Origin of the sequence: Gemmatimonas groenlandica (genome assembly GCF_013004105.1) — a bacterium.
In the GTDB taxonomy this organism is placed as follows: domain Bacteria; phylum Gemmatimonadota; class Gemmatimonadetes; order Gemmatimonadales; family Gemmatimonadaceae; genus Gemmatimonas; species Gemmatimonas groenlandica.
The window spans coordinates 4,134,575-4,148,904 of sequence record NZ_CP053085.1; the positions used below are offsets into that span (position 1 = coordinate 4,134,575).

Below are 14,330 nucleotides of genomic sequence, written 5' to 3' on the forward strand. Positions count from 1 at the left end.
GCCGCGGTTTACATGGCGTACCCAGTGTCGAGCCGAGAAACGTCATGACCACGATTGCCAAGCTGTTCCCGTTGATCGCCTTGGGGTTTGCGGCCTGTCGCAGTGCCACCGAGGTGTCGTCGCCTCTCGACATCTCGCTGTGGCTCAGCGCGACGTCGGCGGCGCAACCGGCGACGATCGACGTTGAAGTCACGGTCGTGAACCGCGATTCCCGCGTGGTGCAGACCGCCGATCCGCGCAGCTATGCCTGTTTCCCACCGTACCATGTCAGTGATGCGTTTGGCCGTACGGTCGAGCTGCCCGGCCGCATCTGCGCGGCGATCGCGTTTGCACCGATCCAGCTCGCACCCGGAGCGCGCGTCGTGATCCGTGATCGCTGGGCGCTCGACGCCAGCGACCGGGACCGCGGCTCGCTACCGGTGGATGCGGGGCAGTATCGTGTGCGCGCCCGGGTGTTCGGCGCTGAGCAGGAACGCGTGAGCGCACCGATCACAGTCACGGTGCGTCGTTGATGTGGATACGCGTAGCCGTACCGCGGATCAACGCGAATGCGCGCCGATGAACAGCTTCTTCTTAATTGGAAGACGTCGCATGCGACGGAGTGTCGGGGCACGCCGGGTGATTCGTGCGAATTCGTGTCAATCCGCGGCAAAGTGGTTCCCTTGCTGGGCCTTTGAGCAACAGCTTTACCGCGGATCAACGCGAGTGCTCGCCGATGAACAGCTTCTTTTTAATTGGAAGACGTCGCATGCGACGGAGTATCGGGGCACGCCGGGTGATTCGTGCGAATTCGTGTCAATCCGCGGTGAGGCGGTTTCGTTGCTCGACCCTCGAGCAACAGCTTTACCGCGGATCAACGCGAATGGTCGCCGATGAACAGCACTATTGTCGCGCGACCGGCCGCGCCTTCGCTCACGGCCACGGCAGTCGATCAGCCACCAGAAACTGCGCTCGTTCGAACAGGTGCGTGTCACGCACCCGCGAGAGGTCGCCGCGGGTGAAATCCACCGAGCTTCGTGTGGCCGTACAATGCCAGCGCTCGACGTGCTGCGGTGTGGCCTGATGAAACACGGCCGGTGAGAATGCTCCTACGTTGGTCCCGTGCTCGGCGTCTCGTGCCGAGGGAAACCGGAACAGCTCGACCTTCGCTTCACGCATGGCGCGGCCGAGTGTTTGGGACGACTGGTACGACACTGGCGACGAGATCTCGGCCGCATGATCCGAGAATGGCGGTGCCGCCAGATCGACCGCACGTATGCTGCGCATCCGTACGGTGAAGCTCGTGAGCGCGGTAGTGACCGGCTCGAGCTCGGCGTGTGTGCCCTCGAGAAAAAGCAGCCGGTAGTAGGCCACCTCGGCGAAGGCGGTGCGTTGCTGCTCGGAGCCGTACCAGATACCGCGTTCGTGTCGCGTACCGAAGCGGGAGCCATGACGTAGCGGCGGATAGCGGAACGGCGTGAAGAGCAGATAGTGCAAACGCGCCCCGACGGTGACCGGCGGCTTCACGCGATCGATCAGCTCCTCCAGCAACTCCTGCTCGGCGGCGGAACTCACGAGCTTGCGGGTCGAGACTTCGTGCTGCGATTCCACCACGCGCCACGCGACCAGCCGCAGCGCTCGAAGCTCAGAGTCGCCCGCGCATTGCATCCAGATATTGGACGACATCCACCAGGCCCTCGACGGTTCGGATTCGCTCGGCGGGGACGCCGCTCAGATGATCGTTCATGGCGTGCAGCCAGGCCCGGGCCTTGGCGTCATCCCCGCCGACCAATGCATCGAGCGATCGGAAGAGCCGGACGAACATCAGCGCCAGTTCGCCTTCCTTACTGGCCGGATCGACGCCTCGGCCGCTCTGCATGCGGGAGACGGAGGCCTCACTGACACCGATGACGGTGGCCAGGTGGCGACTGGTCAGCCCCAATCGTTCGGCGGCGGCGAGCGCCGCTTGGGCGATCACTGCCGCTGGATCAGGCTTGGTGCGGAGCGTGGTACGCGCTTGCATGAATGAAAGAATATAGGCCGATTCTTGCACATGCAAGCGTGCACCGCCCATTTTCCCCGCACGAAGGCAAGCAGGTCGCGAGCTCGGCGGCGCCGATCGGCACCACGGTCGGCGAGTACCCCACGCCCTTCAATCCTGCACCGACGGAGGAGCAAGCCGTTCTACGAGGATGGAGTGCCAGCCTGCCGTGGGAGCCCACGCACCGTGCGAGGCTGTATGTTTTTTGGTGTACGCCGATGCCCGACGACAGGTGGCACTCAATTTCACAGTGATCGACTATGTACCATGTATTGATGATTCCCCTCGCGTCATTGGTTGGCGCTGCGCTCGCGCTGAACGAGCAGACCGCGACGTCTCCGCTGCGGCCCTGTCGCGATGTGGTGGTCGCGGTGTTCGATACCACGGTGACGTGGCCCAGCGCCGACTCGCTCGTGCAATTTCAGATCGGACGCCCGGGACCGGAGTATCCCGCCGACCTCCGGTCGGCACGTAACGGCCGTGTGGTCGCGAGATTCGTCGTCGATACAAATGGCCGAGTGGTGAAGGGGAGTGCCATGATCGTCTCGGAGTCGCACCGCGGCTTCGGTCGATCTGTCTGCCAGTTTCTGGCGCAAGCCCAATTGAAGTCGCCGGTGGTCAATGGTCGAAAGCTGACCGTCGAAGTGTCAGCAGCGCCATTCACGTTTCAATACGGCAGCCGTGACTAGGGAGGCGCTGCGGACGATGTTCGCAACTCGAGCGGCTGCATCCGTGCCTGAGATCGACGCGGCCGATACAGACTCTCGGGACAGCAACGGATCCAAACCGTTCCTGCCTGACACGGATACGAACCGATAGTAACGGCTACGAACGGATTCGTTCTGTGTCGACGACGGAGTCTCGGCGGTTGCGCACGTTTCAATCTTCGAAATGCCCAGCGGTGGAGCCGCCGAGCTTGTCGCGCAACGACGATGATCGGTTGTTATCTGTTCATGTCAGTTCGTATCCGTGTCAGGCAGGAGCTGTGTGTTTCCGCTCTGATCCGCAGCCCGACAACGCATCGCGTGAACTCTTACGCCGCCGGTTGCGCTGCCAGCCACGTTACGTAGCTCGCGATACCGGTGGCTACGTCCGCGAAGCGGTGATCGCAGCCGGTGCTGCGCAGTTGCGTGAGATCCGCCTGCGTGAAGCACTGATACTTGCCTTTCAGCGCCTCGGGGAACGCGATGTATTCGAGCAGGCCCTGCGCGATCAGGTCGTTGATGGGGAGCGCGGCTTCACCGCGCAGCGCGCGCACGGCGTTCACGGTGGACACGGCGACGTCGTTGAAAGGCTGTGCGCGGCCGGTGCCGAGGTTGAAGATGCCACGCTGGTCGGGATGTTCGAGGAACCAGAGGTTGACCGCGACCACGTCGTTCACGAAGACGAAGTCGCGTGACTGTTCGCCGGGCGCATAGCCGCCGTATTCGCCGAACAGGCGGACCTTGCCGGTGTCACGGAACTGATTGAAGTGGTGGAATGCTACCGACGCCATGCGGGCTTTGTGCTGCTCGCGCGGTCCGTACACGTTGAAGTAGCGAAAGCCCACCACCTGAGAGGTGGCTGATGGCAGCATACGGCGCACGACGTTGTCGAACAGCAGCTTGGAGTACCCGTACACGTTGAGCGGCTGCTCGAACTCGGGCTCCTCGCGGAACGAGGCGCTGCCGCCATACGTTGCCGCTGACGAGGCATACAGCAGTCGCGTGCCTTGAAGCTGGCAGGCGTCGAGCAGGTCCTTCGAGTTGCGATAGTTGTTGTCGAGCATGAAGCGGCCATTGTGCTCCATGGTGTCGGAGCAGGCGCCGTCATGGAACACCGCATCGACCTTGCCGAATTCGCCGCGCGCGAAACGGTGGTAGAAGTCGGACTTGTCGAAGTAATCGCTGATCTGTGCGCCGTTCAGGTTCCGGTACTTCTGGCCGTCGGTGAGATCGTCGACGGCGATCACATCATCGATGCCGATGGCGTTCAGTCCATGCACGATGTTGCTGCCGACCATGCCGGCGGCGCCTGTGACGACAACTTTCATCTTGACGGAAATCCTTCACGAAGTGGACCCGGAACGGCTGGTTTGCTGGGGTTGAAGTATGGGCAACGTCGCGTGGCCACGCGACTCACGGTTCCAAACGCGTGTGATCGCGACGGCCGAACCGCTTCCGTAAATAGGCACCCGGTCCTCGCGCCAGAAGCAGGGAGCCGGTCGCGGCGGCGGTACCGGCCACGGTCATGATGCCCAGAAACATCACGGGCGCCCCGATCGCCATCGCGATCGCGCCGAGCGCCAGGCCGGCCACTGCCCCCATGGCGGCGAAGGTCGGCAACGAGAGTTCGTCGAAGCGCTGACGCCGCGCCGCGATCATGAGCACGACGGCGAAGATCACACCGCCGATGAAGCCGGGGATGGCCAGCGTCTGCGGCCACATGTCCACTTTGGATGCCATTGCGAGCCCGCCGGGGAGCACGTTGTCGAGCAATTCGATCAGACCGCCGACTCCTATCCCGCCGACGGCCCAAAGCACGCCCATGCCGAGCGTGGCGCGCACACGTTTCAGCCAGATCGGCATTAGACGGACCTCAGGAGAGGAGTCATTCGGCGAGCGCGATCAGATCCTTCGCCTGCCCGTCGGTGAGCCACAGATCATCGACGACCCGGCCGGCCTCGAGCTCTCGACTTCCTTTGGCGCGACGCGCCAGCCACAGCGATCCCGCGGCCGACGCGGCGCTCAGCGTCGTGAGCGGCACGACGAGGATGCTGGTGAGCGCCCAGAACTCGTGTGCGAGATCGGCGCCGGTGGCGGATCCGGACAGCACCGCCGACGCCGGGATCATGGTCAGCAACAGGCCGCCCACGGCGCCCCAGCCGGCAAAGCGACGCACCGAGAGCTCGTCAAAGCGTCGTCGATGCTCGCCGATTCCGAGGAGCACCGAAAAGAGCGCGCCCCCGACGAACCCTGGCACCGCCAACGCGGGTAGCGGGGCGTCGAAGACCGCGAAGAGCGGGTCCCACGGCAACCAAGGCAGCAGGATGCTGCTGATGCCGAGGAGGAGGCCGGCGATGCTCCACCCAACGGCCCACAGGAGCGCCATGACGAGGGTGCCGCGTAGTCGTTTCAGCCAGCGGTGCATCGAGACTCCGGGAATTGGGGTCAAATCGGCAGATACGGTTTGCTTTACAGCATAAAGTACTTGACACATTCCGCAAGTCTGCCGATACTCAATCATATGGCTGCCCCGTTATCGGATCCGCCCGCGCTCCATGACCGGGCCCTGCAGGACCTGTCGTTCATCCGACGCACCATGGAAGGGGCGGCGTCGTTCACCGACGTGCCGGGGTGGGGATTGGTGTGGGTCGGTGCCACGGCGTTGGTGGCTGCACCGCTCGCCGACGCGCAGTCGGATCCGGCGCGATGGCTGACGGTGTGGATGGCGGCGGCGACGATGGCCGCGTCGATCGGTGGCGCGGCGATGTACGCCAAGATGCGAAAGCGCGTGGGCGACGGTGACGCGCTCCGGCTCAGCGTACCGGCACGCAAATTTCTGTTCAGTTTCTGGCCCGCGATTCTCGTCGGCGCCGTGCTCACGTGCGCGCTAGTCGATCCGTACACCCCGGGCATTCCGTCGCATCTCACGGCGCGCGTGCTCCCCGGCCTCTGGTTGTTGCTGTACGGCATGGGTGTCACCACGGCCGGAAGCTTCTCCATCCGCGCCGTGCCGCTGATGGGTTTTGGTTTCATCACACTCGGCGTGCTCGCGCTGTTCGTGCCCGCCGCCGACGGAGATCTCATGATGGCGCTCGGCTTTGGCGTACTGCATCTGGTGTTCGGCGTCCGCATCGCGCGGAGGCACGGTGGATAAGCGTGCCGGCAGTGCTGCGCGCGCCCGTCGCGAAGCACCCGATGACCGCCCGCGCGATGAGGGAACGCCCTTGAAGGCCATCGACGGAGACGCGTTGACGCCGATGGCGCTCGATCGTCTCATCCACGAGCGTGTTCGACTGGCGATCGTGAGTGCGCTGGCCGTGCATGCATCACTGACGTTCAACGAACTCAAGGCACTGCTCGAGACATCGGATGGCAACGTGTCGGTGCATGCCCGGAAGCTCGAAGACGCTGGCTACATCACGTGCACGAAAGGCTTTGACGGGCGCGTCCCGCGCACCGAGTACCAACTCGCGGCCGCCGGTCGCGCCGCCCTCGAGCGGTATCTCTCGCATATGGAAGCGCTGATCAAGCGCGTGGGGGGCGCGTGACGCGTGTACCGCAACATCTGGCGTTGATCATGGACGGCAACGGCCGGTGGGCCACCGGCAAAGGACGCCCGCGCTGGATGGGACATGTGCGTGGCGCACACACCGCGCGCGAAGTCGTGTCGTACTGCGCGCAGCGTGGCGTGGAGCAACTCACGCTGTACGCGTTCTCCAGCGACAACTGGAAGCGTCCGGCGGACGAAGTGGGATTTCTGTTCGATCTGTTCGCATCGCATCTCGAACGTCAGTTGGCCAAGCTGCTCAAGCATGGCATCCGCCTGTCGGTGATCGGCCGACGTGACCGCTTGCCGCGCGCGCTGTGCGACGCCATTGCGGCCGCCGAAGCGCGCACGGCCGATGGACGTCGCATGCACTTGCGTGTGGCGGTGGACTACTCGAGTCGCGCGGCGATTCACGAAGCGTTCGCCATGGCCGAAGGGCGAGGCGATGCGCTGTCGAGCCCGAACATCCTGCCGCCGGTCGATCTCGTGCTGCGCACCGGCGGCGAACGCCGCTTGTCGGACTTCCTGCTGTGGGAGAGCGCGTACGCCGAACTGGCGTTTCTCGACGTGAACTTTCCCGATCTCTCGACCGCCGATCTCGATGGCGTCTTTGCCGACTACGCCAAGCGGGAACGGCGGTATGGCGACGTCCCCGCTCCGGCGAACGCGAAGGTGAGTGCCTGAGTTAGCTCGACGCTTAGCGCTCCGACGATCCCAGTGACTTCGGTGCACCGCCGATGATCTCAGGGAGTGCGGCGGCCACCGCCCGCATTTCGTCGGGCGTGCCGATCGAGATACGCGCCCAGTCGGTGTACGGCGGAAAGGCGCGGCCGATCATGAAGCCCTTCGCGAGCATCGCCTTTTGTACCTGTTCCACCGGCATGCCGGCGTGGAAGAAGACGAAGTTGGTCTGCGAGTCGGTCATCTTGCGTCCCATCTTGGCGATGGCCGTCTTCATGATTTCGCGACCTTCCACGTTGCGCTGCTTGCACATCGCCTGAAATGCGGTGTCCTGCAGCGACGCCGCCGCGCCGAGGGCACCGAACACGCCGGGCGCGCTCGTGCTGAGTGGCTGCAGGCGCGCAATGATATCGGGGCGCGCGATCACGAACGCGGTGCGCAGTCCGGCAAGGCCGTGGATCTTGGACCCGGTGCGCGAGATGATCACGTTCTCGCCCTTCTTCACCATGTCCACGAGCGACGAGTACGAGGGGTCGGTCACGAAATCATGATACGCTTCGTCGACCAGCACCATCGAACGGCGCGACGCATTGCTCACGAAGCTGCGCAACTTTGCGTTGTCGGTGACGTTGGCCGTGGGATTGTTCGGGTTGCACACGAACGTGAGATCGACCGCCTGCGTGAGACGGCGGTCCATGGTGTCGAGGTCGTGCGTGAGATCCGCCGCCAACGGTACCTTGTGCACCCTGATGCCGAGCGACTCGGCGTAGCGCGGCAGTCCTTCGTAGGTGGGCCACGCGGTGAGTACGTCGCCTTTCATGCCGTAGGCCAGGCAGACGATGCTCAGCAGCTCGCTCGAGCCGGCGACGATCATGATGTGATCGACCGGTACGCCCACGGAATCGGCGTAGACCTTCTTCAGATTCGGCAGTGACGGTGCGCCGTACCAGGCGTGCTGCTTCCAGCCGTCCTCGATCGCCTTGCGGGCGCTCGGCGCCATGCCGTACGGGTTCTCGTTAGAGGCGAGACGGATGGGCCCGTCAGCGCGACGCGCGGCGGCCACCATCTGCTCGTGCGCCGCGAATCCGGCCGCCGTCGTCTGCCCATCGATCACGTGCACGGCATCGCTTTCGAGTGCCGGAAGCAGCGAGGGCGTCAGGGATCCGGTGGCCATGGCCCCGCCGGCCACGAGCCCCGACGACTTGAGCCACTGGCGGCGGGAGAGCGGCGATGGCGTGAACGGCGTCATGAGCAGATCCTCTGGTTGTGGTGGCACAGCGAGCACAACGGAGACTCGAGGGGGCCGGACGGAGGCGCATACGCTCCGAACCAACCACACAAAATGGTACGGCCACCGGGGCGGAACCGCACGTTAAGATGTCGGCACCTTGTTGGGCTGTGGCCCTCGGGCGGCTGGCGGAGGCCGATCGGTCAGCTCATCGCGCGTTGAGTCGCTGCTGCACCATGCGGCGCAGCGTGCCGTCCTCGAGATACCGTCGCAGATACTTTCCCGGGCAGCCCGTTTCGGCGTAGTTGTAGTGTCCACCGATACGATCGATAGGCAGGTTGTTGGCCTTCAGCGCCCACGCCATCAGATCGGCGATCGCGTCCAACTGCCCGACACTCGGCTCTTGCACGTCGTAGTTGCCGATCATGCTGATGAGAAAGTGTCCGCCGGGATCGTAGGTGGTGTTGGTCTCGCCCTGGAAGTGCCAGTCTCGTCCCTCGAACGCGCGTCCGTCGAGGTCGAGCAAAAAGTGATAGGGCACATCCCACCAGTTGCGATCGCTGGCACCCCATGACTGCAGGTTGCGCAGTCGCTGGGCCGGATCATCGGCGCGCGTGAGCGGCTTGCTGTCGCCGGTGTGATGCAGCGTGACGTGCGTGATGATGTGCGGAATGCGTAGTCGCATATCGGCGCCACCGGCCACGACGGCGTTGGCGATGCTGGCGGGCAGCGACGCGAGCGTCGCCACCTCGAGCGCCACCAAGCCCGCGCCGAGTTCACCGGGACCGTATACGGCCACGACGGCAATGTGAAACGTGCGCCAGTTGAACGCGGCCCCCTCGCGCACGAGGCGTTCCTCGCTCACGCCCTTACCGGCTGCGGTGGTGGCAAGCTTCACGCGCGCTACGTCGACGGGCTTCGCGCCACTCGAGTCGACCAGGGTTTGCAGGACGGTGACCGTGAGCTCACGAAACGAGAGCGAGTCACCGGCCTTCTTGTTTCGGCGCGCGGCATCGGCGGAAATACCGAGCGGGGGCTTGGCCTGCCACACGCTATGCGGAATGACCGACGGTGGTCCCGACGGTTGGGCGGCGAGGGCTGTGGCCCGTACGAGTGCGCACAGGCCGACCAGAAGCAACGGGAAAAAGCGCATGCTGTCGAATATGGGGGATTGCCGATAGCTTCGCGCATGGGTCCGTCGCCTCGGGAGGGCCCGCGACTTCACCGTGGTATCGGAGACCAGTGCATGACGCTGCAGCGCCTGATCGGTTCCTCCCTGGCGATCGCTATGGTCGTCGCCGCGCCGGCTGGCGCACAGACGCCCGCGCAGAATGACAGTGCGGTCCGCGCCGTCGCGCGAAGCAGTGGGCTTCCGCTGGCCACGCCGCGCACACTCCGGTTCACGACCGACGAAGCGTCGTGGATCTCGCTCGACGTCTCGCCCGACGGCAAGACCCTCGCCTTCGACATTCTGGGCGATCTGTACACCCTGCCGATTGCCGGTGGAACAGCGACCCGCATTACCAGCGGCACCGGCTGGGATCAACAACCGCGCTTCTCGCCCGACGGCAAGCAACTGGTGTTCGTGAGCGACCGGAACGGGTCGAAGAATGTCTGGATCGCCAACGCGGATGGTACGAAGCCGCGCCTGATCACGCGCAGCGAGCGGATCAATTTCGCGTCGCCGATCTGGTCGGCCGATGGGCAGTACATCATTGCCACGCGCGTGGGCCAGTTGTGGATGTACAACACGAGCGGTGGCTCGGGTGTCCAGCTGACCGGCCTTCGCGCCGAGGGCGCCGCCGCACCCACTGGCGCCGTGCCGTCGCACTTGGCGGCCGCGCCGTCGGGCGACGCGCGCTATCTGTGGGTGAATGTGAGCGGCAGCGTACCAGCGGTGCTGGCATCGGGCTTACACGACGATCACGCGACCTCGGCGCGCGAAGAGGCCGAGGAACTCGAAGCGCGCAGCAATGCGCGGCGGGTGGGGCAGTATCAGGTGGCACAGTTCGAGCGCAGCACCGGGCGCACGTTGGTACGCACCAACGAGGTGGAAGGCGCCTTTCGTCCGGTGGCGAGTCCCGATGGTAAGTGGCTGGTGTACGCGACGCGCTACGACGCGCGTGGAGCGCTCAAGCTGCGCGATCTGAGCACCGGCGCCGAACGATGGCTGGTGATGGACGTGCAGCGCGACAACTCGCAGGGCGGTGGCGGTAACGATCGCGACTTGTATCCGGCGTCGGCCTTCACGCCCGACTCGAAGGCGCTGATCACCAGCTACAACGGAAAGATCTGGCGCGTGGAGGTACCGACGGGCGCGGTGACGCCGGTGCCGTTCACGGCGCAGGTGGATCAGCAGATGGGCGCGCTGGCGAAGTTCGAATATCCCGTGAACGATTCGTCGCTCGTCGTCACGCAGATCCGCGGTGCGCGTCCGTCGCCTAACGGTCGCACGCTCGCCTTCACCGCGCTCGACCGCCTGTATGCCGGTGACATCGATTCGACAGCGCAGATCCGCAATCCGCGACGCCTGACAACCGGCGCTACGGTGGAGCATGCACCGGTGTGGTCGCCGGATGGTCGCTACCTCGCCTACGTCACGTGGAGCGACACGGTGGGTGGGCACATCTATCGGGTGCGCGCTGATGGCAGCGCACCGGCCGAGCGACTCACGCGCGCGGCAGCGTTCTACGACAAGATCGCGTACACGAAGGACGGATCTCGCATCATGGCGGTGCGCGGGTCGCGCTTCAGCCGTCTGCGGCAATTCGAAGATTTCGGCAACATCGCCAACGGCGAGTTGGAGTACATCACGCTGCCGGCCGCAGGTGGCGAGGTCACGCGCATCGCGTGGACCGGCAGCGGTCAGTCACAGCAGGGGCGCAACGTGCCGCACGTCGGACCCGACAGCACGCGCTTGTATGTGTGGGCGGGCAGTGAAGGCTTGATCTCCATGCGTTTTGACGGCACCGATCGCAAGGTGGTGGTGCGCGTCGCGGGCCCGCCGCCGCCGGCGCAGGTGCTGCCGCCCGGCGCCACGCCGCCACCGCCGCCGCCGACTCCCGACGAAGTTGTGCTCTCACCCGATGGTAGCCGCGCGCTGGTGCTGGCCAACAACAACGTCTTCATAATCACCGTGCCACCGGTGGTTGGTCAGGCTCCGGCCGTGGCCGTGTCGGCGAGCTCAGTCCCCACGGCGCGACTCACGCGCGTGGGCGGTGAGTTCATCGGATGGGGATCCGACGGTGCGTCGGCGTTCTATTCGATCGGACGCAGCTGGTTCCGGTACGATGTGCGCACCGCCGAGGTGGCGATTCGTGATTCCGTGTCGCGCGCCGATTCGATCGCGACGGCGCCGCCAGGAACAGCCGGTGCGCCAGCGCCAGTCGCGCCGCGCGATAGCACGCGTACGCCACCGCGAGCCTACGAGGCGCGACGGTTCGACGTGACGATCACCGCGGCCAAGGACAAGCCGCGCGGTGTGGTGGTGCTGCGGAATGCGCGATTGATCACGATGAAGGGCGCCGACGTGGTCGAGCGCGGCGATGTCGTGGTGACCGACAATCGCATCACTGCCGTTGGTGCCAGCGGGTCAGTGATGATTCCCAGTGGTGCTCGTGAGATCGACATGGCCGGGAAAACGATTCTCCCGGGATACGTCGATATCCACGCGCACAACTGGTTTGGCTGGGGCGTGCATCGCGATCAGGTCACGCAACTGCTGGCGAACCTTGCGTACGGAGTGACCACGCAACGCGATCCGCAGACGTCGGCGACCGACATTCTCACGTACTCCGATTTGATGGAAACGGGCGCCCTGATCGGGCCGCGCTTGTACTCCACGGGCCCCGGCATCTTCGCCGCCGATAATATCAAGAGCCTGGACGAAGCGCGGGATGTGTTGCGCCGCTACGCCGATCACTACAACACGAAGACGATCAAGCAGTATCTCGCCGGCGACCGCAAGGTACGGCAGTGGGTGATCATGGCAGCGAAGGAGCTGGGGCTCACGGCCACCACCGAGGGTGGCTCCAACCTCACGATGAACCTCACGCTCATGCAGGACGGCTATCCTGGGCTCGAGCATGCGATGCCGATCTTCCCGCTATTCAAAGATGTCGTGCAGTTGCAGGCCGAAAGTGGGATCACCTATACGCCGACGCTGGTGGTGGGATACGGTGGGCCCATTGGTCTCAACTACTGGCTCACGCACTACAACGTGGACGACGACACGAAGCTGCGTCGCTTCACCCCGCACGATGAACTCGACGCGTGGAAGTCGCTGCCGTACAACCGCGACGACCAGTACATCTTCAAGGGGCTCGCCGAGCAGCTGAACAAGATGGTGAAGGCGGGTGGCCGCGTGGGTCTGGGCTCACATGGCGAACTGCAGGGACTCGGTGTGCACTGGGAGCTGTGGATGATGCAGTCCGGCGGCCTGAGTGAGTTCGAGACGCTGCGCGCCGGCACGCTACATGGAGCTGAAGCCATCGGGCTCGGCAAGGATCTCGGCTCGCTCGAAGTCGGGAAGCTAGCCGACCTGCAGGTGCTCGATCGTAATCCGCTCACCGACATCAAGAACACGAACTCGGTGCGTTTCGTGATGAAGAACGGCCGGTTGTACGACGGGAACACGCTCGATGAAGTGTGGCCGCGCGCGAAGGCGCTGCCGCCGCAGTGGTGGTGGACGGAGGATCCGGCAGTGAAACGCTAGAACGCGGCCTTCGCTCGGATCCGAGACAGATTCCATTCGAACCATCGCTCCGTAGCCGGCAACGGGTGCGTGGCGTAGCGCTGCTGCATGGCGTTCCGAAGCTCGGTGCGCGTCGGCTCCGGCAGCAACGTGAGCGCATCGACGATGGCTGGAATAGCATCGGCTGAGAGTTCGCCCGTGAGGTAGGCCACATCGAGCTTCCCCGTGCTGGCGAATCGCTCGATGTTGCGGTGTGCGATCCACGACTCGTGGTTCCAGTAGAGCAATCCGACGAACAACGCCACCGCGACAATCGCGGCGCGCCGGAACAGCCGACCGGTATCGAGACCGCGCACCACCTCGAGCGCCAGCAGGGCGAGCGCGGTAGCGACCACCAGCATATAAACCTGCGCGTACAGCCTTGCGGTGGTGAATCCATACGCGACTTCGTAGAGCAGCACGCGGTGAAACGCCGAACCGAGCACCAACACGTCGGCGACGATGAGTGAGAGCGCAAGCCCACGGGCCAATCGTGCGTTGCGGTCGCGCTGTCCGTACTGCTCGGAGAGCAGAATGAGCACGGCGCTGGCTGACGCGACGATCGTGAGCTCACCGAATCCGCGCCGCGCATATTCGGCGAATGTCATAGTAGATGCCTGCAGGCGCGGCAGCGATCCGAACAGATAGCCGAGTTGTAGTGCGAGGAAGAGCCAGAGCAACGCGGTCACAGCAGCGAGCAGCATGACACGCTCGGTCGCGCCGAGCCAACGCACGGGCTCGCGCGGCTCTGTCGACGAGGCGTTGGCCGGGGTGGTCAACGCGTAGCCATACGCGCCGACCACGAGCCCCAATAAGGCCGCGAAGAAGACGATGCGCGGGAGGAATGCCCAGTTCGAGACGACCGCGTCGATCACATCGCGCCACTGCGCCAAGGTCGGATCGGCCTCGGCCAGGAGCAGCGCGAACACGATCGAGACCGGAATGGTCAACGCGAGACCGCGTATCCACGCGCGCGCTCGCGTGGAGCGGATCTGTTCCGTGGCCTCGGCTGCGCATCGAAGGGCGCATGGTACCGCGTTGAACAGCGCCACCGGGGGCGCCGTGATCGCGAAGCGCGCGGTGACTCGCGACCGCGACGGATCGACGGACAGCAGCATCTGCATGGCCAGCAGCACGAGCACACTCGCCACGATCACGGCGTGCAGTACGTTGCTGGCCGTGACGGCCGCCGCGCCGGCAATCAGTGTGGCGGCGATGCCGAGCAGCAGTACGGAATTCGCGCTCCATTTGGCGCGGATGTGGCTGTGCAGCGCGACCAGTCCCGCGGCGGCCGCGCCGGTCCAGATTGCCCAGTTGAGGCCGGGCCGCGCGTCAAAAAGCACCCACGCCCCGAGCGCAGCAACTGCCGCAGCAGGCGCCCAGAGGCGAGTGGAGCGGTGCACCGCTCCACTGGGCCG

At 64.9% G+C, this 14,330-nt stretch carries 14 protein-coding genes; 6 read left to right on the forward strand and 8 right to left on the reverse strand.

Going from position 1 to position 14,330, the window contains the following annotated elements:
• Positions 1 to 44 precede the first annotated feature (44 nt).
• Entirely contained in the window at positions 45 to 512 is a 468-nt protein-coding gene (locus HKW67_RS17680) for a hypothetical protein (RefSeq protein WP_171226648.1), read from the forward strand.
• Positions 513 to 912: 400 nt separating this feature from the next.
• Here HKW67_RS17680 and HKW67_RS17685 read toward each other — a convergent pair whose 3' ends face one another.
• On the reverse strand, positions 913 to 1,665 hold the full coding sequence (locus HKW67_RS17685) for an RES family NAD+ phosphorylase (protein ID WP_171226649.1): 753 nt from the start codon (positions 1,663 to 1,665) through the stop codon (positions 913 to 915).
• Positions 1,625 to 2,002 (reverse strand): MbcA/ParS/Xre antitoxin family protein, encoded by a 378-nt coding sequence (locus HKW67_RS17690; protein ID WP_171226650.1) that lies wholly within the window; start codon positions 2,000 to 2,002, stop codon positions 1,625 to 1,627. The genes HKW67_RS17685 and HKW67_RS17690 overlap by 41 nt, the downstream gene beginning before the upstream one ends.
• 293 nt (positions 2,003 to 2,295) lie before the next feature.
• Between HKW67_RS17690 and HKW67_RS17695 the strand changes: the two genes are divergently transcribed.
• Positions 2,296 to 2,709: a TonB family protein gene (locus HKW67_RS17695; protein WP_171226651.1), complete on the forward strand. Its 414-nt coding sequence runs from the start codon at positions 2,296 to 2,298 to the stop codon at positions 2,707 to 2,709.
• Between the two features lie 344 nt (positions 2,710 to 3,053).
• Here the strand turns inward: HKW67_RS17695 and rfaD are convergent, their stop codons facing one another.
• From rfaD to HKW67_RS17710, 3 genes are all read right to left on the reverse strand, one after another.
• Positions 3,054 to 4,052, reverse strand: coding sequence for an ADP-glyceromanno-heptose 6-epimerase (rfaD, locus tag HKW67_RS17700; RefSeq protein WP_171226652.1), 999 nt, complete (start codon positions 4,050 to 4,052; stop codon positions 3,054 to 3,056).
• Positions 4,053 to 4,137: 85 nt separating this feature from the next.
• A complete protein-coding gene (locus HKW67_RS17705; RefSeq protein ID WP_171226653.1) occupies positions 4,138 to 4,587 on the reverse strand; it encodes a hypothetical protein in 450 nt (149 codons plus the stop codon).
• Positions 4,588 to 4,609: 22 nt separating this feature from the next.
• Positions 4,610 to 5,149 (reverse strand): hypothetical protein, encoded by a 540-nt coding sequence (locus tag HKW67_RS17710; RefSeq protein ID WP_171226654.1) that lies wholly within the window; start codon positions 5,147 to 5,149, stop codon positions 4,610 to 4,612.
• A 96-nt stretch (positions 5,150 to 5,245) separates the two neighbouring features.
• Here HKW67_RS17710 and HKW67_RS17715 point away from each other — a divergent pair, with 96 nt between their 5' ends.
• The 3 genes from HKW67_RS17715 to uppS are packed head-to-tail and all read left to right on the forward strand — an operon-like array spanning position 5,246 to position 6,955.
• Positions 5,246 to 5,878, forward strand: coding sequence for a hypothetical protein (locus HKW67_RS17715; protein ID WP_171226655.1), 633 nt, complete (start codon positions 5,246 to 5,248; stop codon positions 5,876 to 5,878).
• Positions 5,871 to 6,272 (forward strand): winged helix-turn-helix domain-containing protein, encoded by a 402-nt coding sequence (locus HKW67_RS17720; RefSeq protein WP_230981051.1) that lies wholly within the window; start codon positions 5,871 to 5,873, stop codon positions 6,270 to 6,272. Before HKW67_RS17715 ends, HKW67_RS17720 begins: the two co-directional genes overlap by 8 nt.
• Positions 6,269 to 6,955 carry a polyprenyl diphosphate synthase gene (gene uppS / locus HKW67_RS17725; RefSeq protein ID WP_230981052.1) on the forward strand — a complete coding sequence of 229 codons (687 nt, stop codon included), beginning with the start codon at positions 6,269 to 6,271 and terminating at the stop codon, positions 6,953 to 6,955. The genes HKW67_RS17720 and uppS overlap by 4 nt, the downstream gene beginning before the upstream one ends.
• Before the next feature lie 13 nt (positions 6,956 to 6,968).
• Here uppS and HKW67_RS17730 read toward each other — a convergent pair whose 3' ends face one another.
• Positions 6,969 to 8,201 (reverse strand): pyridoxal phosphate-dependent aminotransferase, encoded by a 1,233-nt coding sequence (locus tag HKW67_RS17730; protein ID WP_171226656.1) that lies wholly within the window; start codon positions 8,199 to 8,201, stop codon positions 6,969 to 6,971.
• A 187-nt stretch (positions 8,202 to 8,388) separates the two neighbouring features.
• Entirely contained in the window at positions 8,389 to 9,333 is a 945-nt protein-coding gene (locus HKW67_RS17735; RefSeq protein ID WP_171226657.1) for a peptidoglycan recognition protein family protein, read from the reverse strand.
• Positions 9,334 to 9,426: 93 nt separating this feature from the next.
• Between HKW67_RS17735 and HKW67_RS17740 the strand changes: the two genes are divergently transcribed.
• On the forward strand, positions 9,427 to 12,894 hold the full coding sequence (locus HKW67_RS17740; protein WP_171226658.1) for an amidohydrolase family protein: 3,468 nt from the start codon (positions 9,427 to 9,429) through the stop codon (positions 12,892 to 12,894).
• Here HKW67_RS17740 and HKW67_RS17745 read toward each other — a convergent pair.
• Entirely contained in the window at positions 12,891 to 14,315 is a 1,425-nt protein-coding gene (locus HKW67_RS17745) for a DUF4153 domain-containing protein (protein WP_171226659.1), read from the reverse strand. The two genes, HKW67_RS17740 and HKW67_RS17745, sit on opposite strands and share 4 nt — an antisense overlap.
• Positions 14,316 to 14,330 lie beyond the last annotated feature (15 nt).

Bases quoted from the DNA above. Each gene is read 5' to 3' on its own strand.
- HKW67_RS17680 (WP_171226648.1), top strand. From the start codon at position 45: ATGACCACGATTGCCAAGCTGTTCCCGTTGATCGCCTTGGGGTTTGCG.
- HKW67_RS17685 (WP_171226649.1), bottom strand. From the start codon at position 1,665: ATGTCGTCCAATATCTGGATGCAATGCGCGGGCGACTCTGAGCTTCGA.
- HKW67_RS17690 (WP_171226650.1), bottom strand. From the start codon at position 2,002: ATGCAAGCGCGTACCACGCTCCGCACCAAGCCTGATCCAGCGGCAGTG.
- HKW67_RS17695 (WP_171226651.1), top strand. From the start codon at position 2,296: ATGATTCCCCTCGCGTCATTGGTTGGCGCTGCGCTCGCGCTGAACGAG.
- rfaD (WP_171226652.1), bottom strand. From the start codon at position 4,052: ATGAAAGTTGTCGTCACAGGCGCCGCCGGCATGGTCGGCAGCAACATC.
- HKW67_RS17705 (WP_171226653.1), bottom strand. From the start codon at position 4,587: ATGCCGATCTGGCTGAAACGTGTGCGCGCCACGCTCGGCATGGGCGTG.
- HKW67_RS17710 (WP_171226654.1), bottom strand. From the start codon at position 5,149: ATGCACCGCTGGCTGAAACGACTACGCGGCACCCTCGTCATGGCGCTC.
- HKW67_RS17715 (WP_171226655.1), top strand. From the start codon at position 5,246: ATGGCTGCCCCGTTATCGGATCCGCCCGCGCTCCATGACCGGGCCCTG.
- HKW67_RS17730 (WP_171226656.1), bottom strand. From the start codon at position 8,201: ATGACGCCGTTCACGCCATCGCCGCTCTCCCGCCGCCAGTGGCTCAAG.
- HKW67_RS17735 (WP_171226657.1), bottom strand. From the start codon at position 9,333: ATGCGCTTTTTCCCGTTGCTTCTGGTCGGCCTGTGCGCACTCGTACGG.
- HKW67_RS17740 (WP_171226658.1), top strand. From the start codon at position 9,427: ATGACGCTGCAGCGCCTGATCGGTTCCTCCCTGGCGATCGCTATGGTC.